At 43.7% G+C, this 13,803-nt stretch carries 9 protein-coding genes; 3 read left to right on the top strand and 6 right to left on the bottom strand.

The annotated features are described in order from the left end of the window. Positions 1-176: 176 nt before the first annotated feature. Positions 177-1,397, bottom strand: a complete 1,221-nt coding sequence (locus RGE70_RS17520; RefSeq protein ID WP_310472708.1) for a threonine/serine exporter family protein — start codon at positions 1,395-1,397, stop codon at positions 177-179. Between the two features lie 211 nt (positions 1,398-1,608). Here RGE70_RS17520 and RGE70_RS17515 point away from each other — a divergent pair, with 211 nt between their 5' ends. The 3 genes from RGE70_RS17515 to RGE70_RS17505 all read left to right on the top strand — a co-directional run bounded on the left by RGE70_RS17515 (position 1,609) and on the right by RGE70_RS17505 (position 5,254). Beyond that, complete coding sequence (locus tag RGE70_RS17515; protein ID WP_310472707.1) at positions 1,609-2,007, top strand: MAPEG family protein; 399 nt, start codon at positions 1,609-1,611, stop codon at positions 2,005-2,007. A gap of 236 nt (positions 2,008-2,243) precedes the next feature. Beyond that, positions 2,244-4,523: a YgiQ family radical SAM protein gene (locus RGE70_RS17510; RefSeq protein WP_310472706.1), complete on the top strand. Its 2,280-nt coding sequence runs from the start codon at positions 2,244-2,246 to the stop codon at positions 4,521-4,523. A gap of 149 nt (positions 4,524-4,672) precedes the next feature. Further along, positions 4,673-5,254 (top strand): hypothetical protein, encoded by a 582-nt coding sequence (locus RGE70_RS17505; protein WP_310472705.1) that lies wholly within the window; start codon positions 4,673-4,675, stop codon positions 5,252-5,254. Between the two features lie 153 nt (positions 5,255-5,407). Here RGE70_RS17505 and RGE70_RS17500 read toward each other — a convergent pair whose 3' ends face one another. The 5 genes from RGE70_RS17500 to RGE70_RS17480 form a co-directional block, all read right to left on the bottom strand. Continuing rightward, positions 5,408-6,487, bottom strand: coding sequence for a GGDEF domain-containing protein (locus RGE70_RS17500; protein WP_310472704.1), 1,080 nt, complete (start codon positions 6,485-6,487; stop codon positions 5,408-5,410). 441 nt (positions 6,488-6,928) lie between these two features. After that, positions 6,929-7,489 (bottom strand): lipid-binding SYLF domain-containing protein, encoded by a 561-nt coding sequence (locus tag RGE70_RS17495; protein ID WP_310472703.1) that lies wholly within the window; start codon positions 7,487-7,489, stop codon positions 6,929-6,931. A gap of 277 nt (positions 7,490-7,766) precedes the next feature. Beyond that, positions 7,767-9,836 carry a S9 family peptidase gene (locus RGE70_RS17490; protein ID WP_310472702.1) on the bottom strand — a complete coding sequence of 690 codons (2,070 nt, stop codon included), beginning with the start codon at positions 9,834-9,836 and terminating at the stop codon, positions 7,767-7,769. Positions 9,837-10,122: 286 nt separating this feature from the next. Further along, positions 10,123-11,004, bottom strand: a complete 882-nt coding sequence (locus tag RGE70_RS17485; protein WP_310472701.1) for a hypothetical protein — start codon at positions 11,002-11,004, stop codon at positions 10,123-10,125. Between the two features lie 131 nt (positions 11,005-11,135). After that, a complete protein-coding gene (locus RGE70_RS17480) occupies positions 11,136-13,799 on the bottom strand; it encodes a hybrid sensor histidine kinase/response regulator (RefSeq protein WP_310472700.1) in 2,664 nt (887 codons plus the stop codon). Positions 13,800-13,803: the final 4 nt, after the last annotated feature.

The following is a 13,803-nucleotide window of genomic DNA, read 5'->3' as shown; positions in this document are numbered from 1 at the left end:
CAAAGTAAGTCCTTTTCGACAACGAAATACACCAACCGAGAGCCACTATGTCGTGTGCGTAAGCGCTAAGTTAGCCAAGCGTAAGGTAATGATTTTGCTTGATGAGTACAAAATATAGCAGTGAAAAGGCGATCGTGCTTAGACGATCGCCTTTGTGGGGTTGTAACGCGGTAATATTACAGTGAGCGACGTGGCGGAACAGCAACGTTTGCGAAGATAAGGCCTGCAACAAGTGACATAAAAATAATAAAAATTTGGGTGCCGATCTGCGATTGGTTAAATATCGTTTCACCTAAAATAAGCGTGTTGAGGCCAATATAGGTTTTACTGCCAGGCACCAAAATGACAATCCCTTGCAACAACGCAATGGAAGCTGGGGCTTTCATCCAGCGAGCAAACAAATTGGAATAGATACCCACAGCGAAAGCGCCAAAAAAGATGCCGATGGACTCCCCAAGATATAATCCGCCTAACATCGATGAGAAAAAGGCGACAATCCCAGCCATGATCCCCCAAGGTGAATCCTTTAGTCGAGCTTTAAAGATGATAACGAGTGCAATTGATAGTGTTGGCACCGCCGACCAAATCGCCCACTGAGGTAGCGCGGCTGGCGCAACATAAGTTGTTTCACCAAACAGCGCGTTACCGATAACCATACCGAAAATAACCCCAAAATAGAGTTTGAACAGCGACATACAGGCATCCATGATGCGAGCGGTGCCCGATATTAAGTCACGTGCTGCCAGCTCGGCCAACCCCAAGGTTAACGCGAGTCCGGGAACAAAAATAATAATCCCAGACAAGATCACCGCTGGAATATTGATATTGGGGTCGAACTTGGCAATGCCGCAGGCGGCGATAGCACATAAAATAGCGGCTAAGGGTTCGAGCATTTCGGCCATGCGTTTTGAGCGTTCAGCCCGGTAAACTAGGCCATAGACCATTAAGCCCAGCGTGCCAGACCAAAACACATCGTGCCAACTGGTGCCCATTAACATGGCAAATGCACCTGCTGAAACACCAAATGCCAGCAAGGTGAGTAATGTTGAGTAAGGGTTGGGCTTGTTCGCGATCTCTTCTAAGCGTTCTAAGGATTCGCAGAGCGTTCTTTTGCCCGATATGAGTTCTTCCACGAGTTCATCGGTACGGGCCAGTGAACCTAAATCAAGCTCGCCAGGGTTAACGCGGGCAACATGGTTGTACTCTTGGTCTTCGTCATGTTGCAGTACAAACGTTAGCGCGGTGGGCGACACCAAAAAATAACCTTCAATGCCGAGCATTTTTGACACAGCCTGTAGGTGGGCTTCAAGCCGATAGGCTGGGGTACCAAATTTATGAAGTGCTTTACCCAGTCTGATGATGAAACGGCGCTTTTCTAGAAACTCTTGATTGTTCACTATGGCTTTTCGCTATTAAAAATGGGCCTGTAAGACGTTTAAATTTATAATAAACACTGGCAAATTACGCCTGCAACGCGCCACTGTTTATTGGCAAAGGATTGACGAGCGCATCTTACCTGATTTGCTCAAATAAAGTTGCGGTTTATTTACTTTATGTGCGTAAATTGTAACGCTGTGAACTGGATAACAATTATAAATAGGATGTTTTATGTCTCTCGCAATTTCGGGTTTATACATTAGCTTAACTGCACTGCTTATTATCGCTCTAGCCATTCGTGTGATAAAGCGGAGAAGATTACACAAAATTGGCATTGGCTCTGCTGGTAATGGGGATATTAGCCTTGCTTGTCGAGTCCATGAAAACTTACTGGAAAATGCACCAATAGCTATGTTGCTATTTGTGGTTGCCGAGATTAATGGTACCAGTGCTATGGTATTGCATATTGTCGGTATCGTTTGGGTCGTGTCACGCTTACTGCATGCCATAGGTTTAACCAAGGCTCGTGGTGGGGTGCACTTTGGTCGTATGTGGGGTGTACTTTTAACTTGGGCAGTAATTATAAGTCTAGTGGTAATTAACATGGTTAATTTTATCAGTAGCCTGTAGCTCAAATCATAGTGGGAACCCGGTTTTTGTTTGATGGTTTATCGGTGATAATCCCCTGCTACCAATAGCCACAGCCAATTTAAGGTCATTTAGGCTATACTAAAAAAAGCATCTTTTTGATGCTTTTTTAGTCACACCTACGGCGCGGAGCCTGTTATACTCCGCCTCCCCGTTGTGAGTTCTGTCGGGGCGCATAATCCGCGTAATTTTTGTATCTCAGTTAGGCTATCTAATTCATGCAAGTAGAATCCACATTATTTACTCATACCAAGTATCGCCCTGAGCTTACCCGCCCAGCGCCTTTTTTACCTATGTCTCGTAAAGAGATGGATAAGCTAGGCTGGGATAGTTGCGATATTATTGTCGTAACAGGTGATGCGTATGTGGATCACCCAAGCTTTGGCATGGCGGTGATTGGCCGCATGCTTGAAGCGCAAGGTTTTCGCGTTGGAATTATCTCGCAGCCAGACTGGTCTAACAAAAATGATTTTATGAAGTTAGGTAAGCCTAACCTCTATTTCGGCGTTACTGCCGGCAACATGGACTCAATGATTAACCGCTATACCGCTGAGCGACGTATGCGTCACGATGACGCCTATACCGCGGGTAATGTTGGTGGTAAAAGGCCTGATCGCGCGGTAACGGTTTATACCCAACGTTGTAAAGAAGCTTTCAAACAAGTTCCCGTTGTTATTGGTGGAATTGAGGCCAGTCTGCGCCGAATCGCGCATTACGATTATTGGTCAGACAAAGTGCGCCGTAGCGTTATATTAGACGCAAAAGCCGACATCCTTGTGTATGGTAATGCCGAGCGTCCCTTAGTCGAACTGTCTCACCGTTTAGCCCGTGGCGAGCCGATGAGTGAGTTACACGATATTCGTGGTACCGCGGTGATCCGTAAAGATCCACTTTACGGTTGGAAAGGCATGGATTCACGCAAGCTGGATCAGCTACATAAAATCGATCCTATTCCTAACCCATATGGCGCTGATGATGTCGGTTGTAAAAACTTATCGGGCCCAACGGACGAAAAGATTTTTGATAACGACGCGCCTAAAGCTATTAGCGTGCAGCCAGCCAGACCTAAACCTTGGGAAAAAACCTACGTATTGCTACCGAGCTATGAAAAGGTATCGCAAGATAAATTTTTGTATGCCCACGCTTCACGTATTTTGCATCAAGAGCAAAATCCAGGGTGTGCGCGCGCATTGTTTCAAAAACATGCTGAGCGTGCCATTTGGGTAAACCCACCGGCATGGCCGCTCAATACCGATGAAATGGATGGCGTGTTTGATTTAGCCTATAAACGCATTCCGCATCCGTCATATGGTAACGAAAAAATTCCAGCCTACGACATGATTAAGACATCAATCAATATTATGCGTGGTTGCTTTGGCGGCTGTTCTTTTTGCTCGATTACCGAGCATGAAGGGCGAATTATTCAAAGCCGTTCACAAGACTCCATTGTGAAAGAGATTAAAGATATCCAAGACAAAGTACCGGGCTTTACAGGTGTTATTTCTGACTTGGGTGGCCCGACTGCAAACATGTACCGCTTGGGCTGTACTAGCGTTAAAGCAGAAAGCACGTGTCGTCGTTTATCCTGTGTATTTCCGTCTATATGTGGGCATTTAGATACCGACCATCAAGCTACAATAGACTTGTATCGTGCGGCGCGTGATGTACCGGGCATTAAAAAAGTATTAATCGCCTCAGGCGTGCGTTATGACCTTGCAACTGAAGATCCACGTTACGTTAAAGAGTTAGCGACCCACCATGTTGGTGGTTACCTAAAAATTGCGCCTGAGCATACCGAAGAAGGCCCGCTTAACAAAATGATGAAGCCTGGCATGGGCTCATACGACAAATTTAAAACGCTATTTGATAAATACTCAAAAGAAGCCGGCAAAAAGCAATATTTGATCCCGTACTTTATTTCGGCGCATCCAGGTACCACCAACGAAGACATGGTGAACCTAGCTATGTGGCTTAAAGGCGAGAAGTTTAAACTTGACCAAGTACAAAACTTTTATCCGTCACCGATGGCTAACGCGACCACTATTTACCACACAGAGCTGAACTCGCTGAAAAATGTTAAACATACCAGTGAAGAAGTGACTGTCCCTAAAAAAGGTCGTCAGCGTAAATTGCACAAAGCGTTATTGCGTTACCACGATCCCGTGGGTTGGCCGCTAATCCGCGAAGCGCTCATCGCTATGGGTAAAGAAAAACTAATTGGTAATAGCCCTTCTTGTTTAGTACCAGCAGAAACGCGCCAAGAGCGTGAAGCCCTGCGCAGTAAAAAGAAGCTTAATACTAAAGATGATGGTACAAGCAAAAAAGCGGTAACACGTTTTTCTGCGGAGCAGTTTGACCAGCGTAAGCGCAGCGATAACAAAAGCGGTAAGGGCAAAGCGGTAACAAAGTCCAAACCAGCCCAATCGCGGGGTAAGCCAGCGGCTAAACGCACCGTTAAGAAAAATGCTTGGGGCACTACGCCTAAACATCAACGATAACGGCAATGGTGACAAAAAAAGAGGCTATCTTAGGTAGCCTCTTTTTTTATGCGTAAATTTAATTAATTCAAGCTTTTTAGTTGGTTAACTTTTCAGTTTGAATTTATCAATTCATGGTAGGCTGCTTTTTATCGTCATTGGAGAACATCATGAAAACACTATACTCACAGGCAGCACTTTTAGTTACTGCTCTTGTTTCGTTGCCAGCAATGGCCGTAACCGCCGAGCAAAATGCATTTTTTGACCGTATCGCAGCCCAATGTGGCAAAGCGTTTGAAGGTACTGTAACCGCAGGTAATACCGCTGATTCTGCTTTTAGCGGTAAGGCGCTTATCATGCATGTGCGCGAATGTAGCGACACTGAGCTTAAAGTGCCGTTTCACGTCGGGGATGACCATTCTCGCACGTGGGTGATCACCAAAACCCCGTATGGGTTACACCTTGCACACGACCACCGCCACCAAGATGGCAGTAAAGACAAAGTCACTATGTACGGCGGCATGACAGCCAATATGGGCACCGCTGAGCAGCAGTTATTTCCAGTTGATGCCTACTCAATAAATAACTTTAGAGACAATGGTCTTGATGTGTCGATCACCAATGTTTGGCATATGTACATCAACCAGACTGAATTTACTTATCGTTTAACACGCGATGAGCGTGACTTTAGAGTTGATTTCGACCTGACTAAACCGGTTACGTTGCCGCCTGTTCCGTGGGGGCATAAGTAATCTCAAGAGGGTTAACTTTATAGCGAAAGCGACTGAGCAATACGCCTCTGTACTTTTAAGAGGCTATTGAGCACCAAAATATAACAGGGTGTTATTAGTCTGGTTATGGGATTAAAGGCTGTGGTTAGCTTGTTGGTAGGCGCTACATACAAATCAAATTTTTTGATTTAACACTTGATTGCGCCCCGCATGCTTGGCTTTATATAACAGGCGATCGGCCTCGGTGAGTAGCATGGTTTTACCAACAGTATGGCGCTGCGCCGCACTGACTGTTGCAATACCAACTGAGGCAGTAACATAGCCAACGTCTGAACCGCTGTGCTCTATATTTAATTGTTTTAACTTTTGCGGTAAATCTTCAAGCCAATGCGGGTTATCTTCGTTAAACACACTAACCAAAATGAACTCTTCGCCTCCAAAGCGTACCACCAGTTTGGCCGACAAATCGGACAGCAGTTCGGCAAACGCAATTAAGGTGCGATCACCTGCAAGATGGCCGTAGATATCATTGTATTTTTTAAAATAATCGATGTCGATCATGGCTAAAGACAGGTACTGCCCGGTTGTAAGCGAGCTAAGCACTGACGCGAACTCTTTATCAAAACTATAGCGATTATTGATCCCCGTTAGTTTATCTGTGCGTGCTTTTTGAGTTTGAACCAGTTCATATTGGTATTGTTTTCGATGAATAATGTCGAGTTGGTATTGCATGGCAGACATCATGACGACCGTAAATAAGTAGAAGTTTAAACTCCAAGTAATATCCACCATGGTCGTAAGTTGTATTGAAACTAGCGCGATGAACAATATCATCCAAATAAGTAGCTTTTGCGCTAAATGTAACATAGGGATTGAGGCGATTGAGATGACGGCCAGTATCGGACCACCCTCGTTTAGCTCATTGTGTGTGATGGCATAATTGTAAAAGAAAAAGCCGATAAGTAGCATGAGCACTGAAGCAAAGCAGCACCATATTTTGTCGAGATACTTTGCGGGTGCACTTCTAGATGTAAAAATCATCGGTAAAGTGAGTAGAATAAAGCCTCCACGAAAGAGGTTATCGATAAAGCTATTATCGGTAAGGTAGTTGGACGATACAATAAAAACAAGTAGCACTGCGATGACAAGATAACTGATCAACTCGGCATTTAATCGAGAGCGTTCATTAAGTCCGTGTTGAAAATCGGCTTCTTCATTTTTATTTAAAACGAACTGATATGGCAGTAAGCGCATATTTCCTTACCTTTAGTGATTCAATGACAATGTTCACAAGGTGATGAATTACGGCGAGTGCATAACAGGTAAATGCAATTGTAATTTATATAAGGTGCTGTTATTGCTTATTTAAACTTGTGTCGTTTTCATCGTTTCCATCTTCTAATATAAACTATTTTAGGTGAAATGCACCTGTCCTAGAGTAATTACTTCGTATTTTAATCTTGTGGTGAGTTAGCTTATCGAAGTGCTCATTACGTTAAGCAATATGCAATTGTCATTGCCGTACACGTAAACTCCCTGTGTAGTGGCTGAGTCATTAAGGTTTTGTAGAGCAGACGCTTATCGTTAAGCTGGTGGAAGTCGGTAGGTTGTCTTGATGCGGCAAACTTGCCCTGTTAAATCGCGTTATTACAGGGCAGGTTTGGCGTTCGGGGTTGCAGTCGTTTTAGGTTAAATTTATTTATCTTCAAACGTAAATGTTTGTCCAGCTAACGCAGCTTCAAACATTAATCCGCCTTTCGCAACGGTAAATACCGTCATGCCATTAATATAGGCGGCTGCTGTGTTTTGGCCTGCACCGACAGAGTTGCCGGTGGTGCCAGCTTGAGCGTTGGCGCCAACATTAATTGCCACTGCAGATGCTTGGGCTCCAAATTCAAAGCTACCGCTGGTGAAGTTTTTATATGCGGCTTGGTCTTTAAAAAATATCACCTCGCTATAGGCTTGGCCGCCAAATTGAAAGCCAAAAGACACTTGCGTTAAGCTGGTGTCGCCCCGATAGCGACCACCTTGGTAGACCTTGCCTTTACCGTAAGCGGCACCCACCCCAAAGCCACCTTTGCCCACGGTAGGGAAAAGGGCGTAGCCATAGGCAGTATTGAAAAAGTGCTGTGTTTGTTCGGCTTGTTGAAAGGCTTTTTTCGCTTGAGCATAACCGTCATCTGCGTATGCAGCAGTTGCACAAAGGCCGAGTATTAAGCATGCGATGGTGGTTATTTTTTTGAAAAAATGTGTCATGTAAAGTTCCTTTTCAGCCTTTGATTAAAGCTAATTTTAGTTAATTGTTTTATTTGATGTGATGTTTTAGCACAGCTGAACTGAACCTAAAATGAATCATTGTTGACCACAAGCATCTAAGCTGTAAGTGATTTTGCTTGATAATGCTATTACTCAGCTATTGATAGTCGGTCTTTACTGCGCTTTATCGGGTGCAAAAATAGGTGATCGCGGTGCTTGGTAATACAGGTTGTTTATAAAAAAAGCGCCGCTTGCGACGCTTTTTAAGTTTTGGTGATCACTTTATCGGTTTATCTAGCACGTAATGTTCGAACCATTTTTGGTCCCATTCCATTTTGGCTTTGCGGTGCTGGTACTTGCTTAGACCATGACCTTCACCTGGGTAAACAATAAGCTCAACAGGAACGTTGAGGTAATGTTTAAGGGCGCGATAAAGCCCTTGTGCATGACCAGCCGGAACGCGTTGGTCATTTTCGCCAATATGGATCAGTGTTGGTGTTTTGATGTTATTGGCATGGGTGAGCGATGAGCCATGAGTGTATGCGTCAGGCTTTTCCCAAGGCAAACCTTCCATAAAGTTAACGACGTGCCCAGGTGTATCTTCGAGCATCCACTGCAGGCGTTGATCAAATACACCCGCGCCAGAACTGGCCGCTTTAAAACGTTCAGTCGTACTGATGAGCGCATTAGTAAGATAACCGCCGTTACTCCAGCCCATGACGGCCATTTTGTCACCATCAACAATGCCATCGGCAATTAGCTTATCGACACCCGCAATAATATCGTTTACTTCAATTTCGTGCTCTTTACCCACGAGATCAGTTAAGAACTTATCGCCATAACCGGTTGAGCCACGGTAGTTTGGCGACAACAAAGCCCAGCCTTTAGCTGTAAATGTTGAGCGACCATAAGAGCGATGCTGCAACGCGTAAGGTGTAGCGGATGTAGGGCCACCGTGAATTTGTACAATGAGTGGTAATGGGCCGTCAGATTTTTGGTATCCAGCCGGTAAGTCCAAAATACCTTCAACGGTACTGCCATCGGGTGCTGTCCAGCTAACAACCGAAACCTGAGGCAGTTTCCAGCTGTCGACCTGAGGGTTAATGTTACTTAAGCGTTTGGCGTTAGCACGGTTACGATGAGCATCGGCGATAAACATATCAGAAAAATGCTCGAGTCCATTATGGCTAAATGCAACGCGTTTGCCATTTTGGCTAAAGCTGTAACTGCCAATGACTTTATCACCTTTTATTACGGTGCGAGTGTCACCCTGTTTGCCGTCGTCAATGTCAGTACAAAATAGCGCTACGCGGCCGTGATCTGAACCGCGGTAACAAATGTCATCGCTGTTTGGTCGCCATTGTATATCACCGGCGTTAAGGGTGACGTCACCTTGGGGTTTAACTTGCAGTGCGGCCGCTTGAGTGGCGTTAGCGTTAGCGATAAATAACTTACCAGGGTGGCCATCAAAATCGATTCTAAAGGCGAGTTGGTTATTGTCATCTTGCCAATCTAAGCCGAGTAGCCAGCCGTAAGGTGAGGGTGCCTGGTCGCGCCATTGTTTGTCTGCGAGTACGCTATTTTTCTTGGTCTTAGTATTGAAAATTTCAATATCTGACCAGCCTTCTAAGTGTACTAGTTCATTATCTTCAGTGGTTATTCGTGCAATGTGGCTGCCGTCGTTATTGACTTTAAACTCCCAGACTACTTTATCGTCGTCTAACAATAACTGTTGTTTAAAGTGCTGTAGATCCAACTGGTATAGCGGATTGGTCTCTCGCTCGCCATGGCCATAGTGCGGGGCGCTATGTTTGGTGCGCATTGAGGCCCAGTCGTCTTTATCTTTAACGGTTTTGGTGGCCAAAAAGTACAGGCTATTGCCGTCGTGGCTGAGTTGGAAGCTGCTAACGCCTTCGACCTCTTTGGTCATCGGCTGCATGTCACCACCTGTTGCGGCAATGCGGAAAACTTGGGTTTTGCCGTTATAGGGCGCTTTGTTTGATTCTTGTTTTACCTTACCAAGAAAGTAGATGTACTGCCCATCAGGGCTCCATTGCGGGCTAGATTCACTTTCATTGGTAAACGTGAGTCGTTGAGTCGCGCCACTTTTCGTGTCAAGTAACCACAGATCTCGTTGGCTTTTATCTAGCTCTTTATCCCAGCGAGACTCTAACCAAAGTGCTTTTTTACCATTAGGGCTGAGTGTAACTGCGCTCATACCACCAATTTCAAAAAAATCATCGATTACAATATCGTGATGTCGCTCCGAAGCGGAGGCGGCAATGCTGCTACCTAATAATGCTGCCGTTGCGGTGGCGAGCAAGGTTAGCTTGTTTAACTTGGTCATGTGGTTCCTACCCTTCAGGTATATTTGTATTTTTTATAATTAAATTAGTGTGATACCAACGACAAAAATATTGCCAAATCAAAACATCTCAAGGCTTTAATTGTAAGTACATTGGTGAGGTTTGCGGTTATCTCTATGTGGCTAGGTCGTGATTAATTGCATTTACGGACACGTTTAAACCTAACGGAATGTTCTGAGGTAACTCGTAATTAACTAATGTTTATTGTTATTAGCCGTACAACACTATCGCAAAAAGCACGATAAAGTCCTTGAGGTAGGTTGGATATTAACGCTCTTTATCTTTCAATAACTGCTGTAGATAAGCTCGCTCTTCTTGATTGAGCAACTGTTGGCTGGATGTTGTGGGAGAGGTTTGTTGTGAGCGAGCAAGTCTGCCTCGTAAAAAGGCGGCGTAAGTGATCTGTTTTAAGCCGTAAAGTGCCAGAATATAGACGGTGAATAGTAACACTAACCTTGTCACTATATGTTTATAGTCGATGATTGGTTCGCCAAAATAAAATGGCGATATAACTAGCGTTACCCTGATGATCCAATTGCTCATCAATGACAGTGTGAGTACGAGTAACCATCTGAACTTAATGTCTTTTAGGCTGTCCTCAATCGCTCTTGTTTTGCGGTGTCGATACTGAAAAAGCATCGTTAAAATAAAGTAGAAATACAGTGCAGTTTGTATAAATAGTAAAATAGGTAGGGTTGCACCAAGCAGGTTAAGTTGTTCGGCGTTTACATTGACCAACGAGGCGATGTTGGTCCAATCGCCTTGCTTGAACATGTTGTATATCATGCTGGAAAACAGGCTTAAAGCAAGTAGTGCTGCAGGGTAAAAATGAGCCGAAAAACCGATAGGTTGGTTAATGTCGTTGAGGCTACGATGGCAATATAAGTACAGTAAAGGCGTTAGTATAAAGTAGAAAGGTATAATTAAAATTATTACAAACAGGATGGGAGCGGGGCTATTGTCTTTCGTAATCAATCCGGTAAAAAAAGAGAGTGCCATTAGGCAAAAAATACTGGCCAATATTTTGTGGGTACCATTTTGCCCGTGATAGATATAGCGGATATAAAACCCTAACCCTAGGCAGTGCAAACCGCCTAGTAGCGAAAGCCACCAATACCCGAGGGATAAAATATCGTTGAACTGATTCATGCCGATTTATGTCATATCTTTTCGCTGTAATGTGTGAGTTTGTGTACCGGTTTTACTAAGAGCAAAATATAACGATATTTGTTGTCGGCGATGGTGAGTCGCCGACGAATGCGTGTGCCTGTATCGGTTAGTTAATTTGAGACTAAGTTGAGCTTATCGAGTAGGGCGTCTTTTTTAAATGGCTTAGCGAGGTAATCGTCCATGCCAGACTCGAAACATTTTTTAATGTCTTGGTCGAGTACGCTGGCTGTTAGCGCGATAATAGGTAAGCGTTTTACAGCGTTAATTTTTTCCCACTCTCGAATTTTTTCAGTTGCGGTAAAGCCGTCCATAATAGGCATCATACAGTCCATTAAAATAGCGTTAATGGTTTCGCCTTGGCTGACAAGCTCAACAGCTTCTTGGCCATTGTTGGCGATAACAAAATCAAACCCTGCTTGCTTAACAAGTAATGAGGCAACCTTCTGATTAACTAGGTTATCTTCTACAATCATCACCACAACTTTCATTTTACTGTCTGCTGGGGTCACGCTAGCGTCTGGGTCGTTAGCTGCGTTTTCAGTCAGTTGCGCAGCCTTATTGCGCTGCACTCGATTTTCGATACCGTTTCGAATCGCATTACTAAAGCGTCGGCCCAGTAATGGCAAGGTCACGGTGGAATCGATATTGTCTAGTGTGCGTTGCTCAGATGGGGTATTAATCGCAATGGTGAAAATATCTTTTTCACTCAATAGCTCCGGCAGTGTTGCTAATGCATCCCTTGATATAGAGCAGTTATCAACAAAAAGCACATCGAAGTGTTGTTTATCTTGTAATAAATCAAAGCTCGATGCGTATTGATAATTAAGTTTCATACCCTGCAGCAGACAGGCGTTCTCTAAGGTGTTGATGATTTGATTATTGTTAGATATTAAGGCCGAAGTTAGGTGTTTAAATTCATTTTTCTCGGGCGCTTCTTGCGCAATAATTCTGGCTTTTAACTCAACAGAAAAGCAGCTACCTTTGCCTTTTTCTGAGGTGATTATAATGTCGCCGCCCATCAACTCTACTAACTGCTTACATATTGCTAGCCCAAGGCCGGTGCCGCCAAACTCACGGGTAATTGAGCCATCTTCTTGCACAAAGGGGGAGAAAATTTGTTGTTGCTTATCTTCTTCGATACCAATTCCTGAATCATAAACTTTAATTTGCATATTGGCGTAAGGCGGCTCGTCAAATTGGCAGCTAATCGCAACCTTTATCCCGCCTTCATTGGTAAATTTAACGGCGTTTGAAAGTAGGTTCATTAACACTTGGCGCATGCGATGTTCATCAAGCGATACAAGGTGTGGGGTAGTAACTGGAATATCAACTTGGAGGTCTAAATCTTTTTCGACAACTTTGGCTAACACCATGGTGAGTGTGTCATACACAACCTCACATATATTGGTGTCAGAATAGGTAATTGTTAGGTTACCCGACTCAATTTTAGACAGATCAAGAATGTCGTTAATTAATAGCAGCAAGGTGTGTGACGAGGTTTCGATGGTTTCTAAATATTCATTTTGTACCGCTGACAGTTTGGTGCCGCCTAATATTTCTGACATACCAATAATGCCGTTAAGTGGGGTTCTAATTTCGTGCGACATATTAGCTAAAAATGAGCTTTTAGCTTGGTTTGCTCGCTCTGCGTCGGCTTTTGCGCGTAAAATTTTACCGTCATTAAGAAAACGCTCGTTAATGAGGTTATTGAGCTTTTTGGAGAAATTAGTTAATTCGTCACTACCGCTTTCATTGATTTTATTAGAATAGTCATGGGTATTTTCAATTTCTGACATGGTGTTAATTACATGGTGCAGATACTTTAAAATACGATTGTATAGATTGGCACCAATAACACCTATCAGCAGTAAAGACGCAAATAAAGCCGCGCAAAATATAATTATTAAGTTTTTAGATTGAGCAATTTCATCGTGAACATTGCTGGTAAGTTGCTCGTTAAACGTCGCAATAACAAACTGTACTAGGCTAAGCCGCTGGCTAAATGCTTTTAAATTGGACTCGGGACTCCCGACGAGATTGTCTTCGAGTAAAATATGGCTTCGCAGCTGATAGCTTTGCTCAAAAGCTTTATCTGAAAATGTCTCAAGCAGTAAATTAACTTGTTCAGGCTTAGCGCTGATATTGATAAAGCGCTCAACATAAAGCTGCTGCCTTTCGACTGTCATACTGAGTTGGGCGAGTAGCTCGGCGTCATTTTTATTGGTGAGTAGTTGGCTGATAAGCCATTTTTCTTCAGCAGACCACAGCGATAGCCATTGCAGTTGGTATAAAATAGTTAGGTTTTGGCTGATCTGCTCGGGTACATCTACGTTATCTTTTTCTAGCAGTATCAGTGCCTGAGTTTGCAGCTCTGCCATCCAAATTGACCAATCGGCAATGCCCTCTAGCGTCACGTCAGGCGATTCTGATAGCGCCTCTTTAGTGCTGTCAAACCAAGCTTTAATCTCTTCGTTATTGTTAGGGGTAAAGGCGCTGTCTAGCAGTTGTGGGAAGTTAGATATTAACGGAGTAAAGTCTGACAATATAAAAGGTTTATTTTGTGTGTAGAGTTGTTCTCGCGATTGTATGATTTTGCTGTTGAGCACAGAAAAATGTTCAAGGAAGGTGACTTTATTATTTAGTACATTTAAGGCTTCAACATTTTGTTTTTGATTTTGCACCTCGAGTACCGTTACCCAGGCAGCAAAAAATAGCGGCAGTAGTACCAGCGCCAACATCCTTGTTTTTATTGAAATACGATTCAATAAGTTCATTTCT

It is taken from the genome of Shewanella youngdeokensis (assembly GCF_033180165.1).
GTDB lineage: Bacteria > Pseudomonadota > Gammaproteobacteria > Enterobacterales > Shewanellaceae > Shewanella > Shewanella youngdeokensis.
Note: the sequence above shows the minus strand (reverse complement) of the source record. Positions and strands in the feature narration are given on the sequence as shown.

Coding starts and splice junctions, on each gene's coding strand:
- RGE70_RS17515 (WP_310472707.1), top strand. CDS start 1,609: ATGTCTCTCGCAATTTCGGGTTTATACATTAGCTTAACTGCACTGCTT.
- RGE70_RS17510 (WP_310472706.1), top strand. CDS start 2,244: ATGCAAGTAGAATCCACATTATTTACTCATACCAAGTATCGCCCTGAG.
- RGE70_RS17505 (WP_310472705.1), top strand. CDS start 4,673: ATGAAAACACTATACTCACAGGCAGCACTTTTAGTTACTGCTCTTGTT.
- RGE70_RS17500 (WP_310472704.1), bottom strand. CDS start 6,487: ATGCGCTTACTGCCATATCAGTTCGTTTTAAATAAAAATGAAGAAGCC.
- RGE70_RS17495 (WP_310472703.1), bottom strand. CDS start 7,489: ATGACACATTTTTTCAAAAAAATAACCACCATCGCATGCTTAATACTC.
- RGE70_RS17490 (WP_310472702.1), bottom strand. CDS start 9,836: ATGACCAAGTTAAACAAGCTAACCTTGCTCGCCACCGCAACGGCAGCA.
- RGE70_RS17485 (WP_310472701.1), bottom strand. CDS start 11,004: ATGAATCAGTTCAACGATATTTTATCCCTCGGGTATTGGTGGCTTTCG.
- RGE70_RS17480 (WP_310472700.1), bottom strand. CDS start 13,799: ATGAACTTATTGAATCGTATTTCAATAAAAACAAGGATGTTGGCGCTG.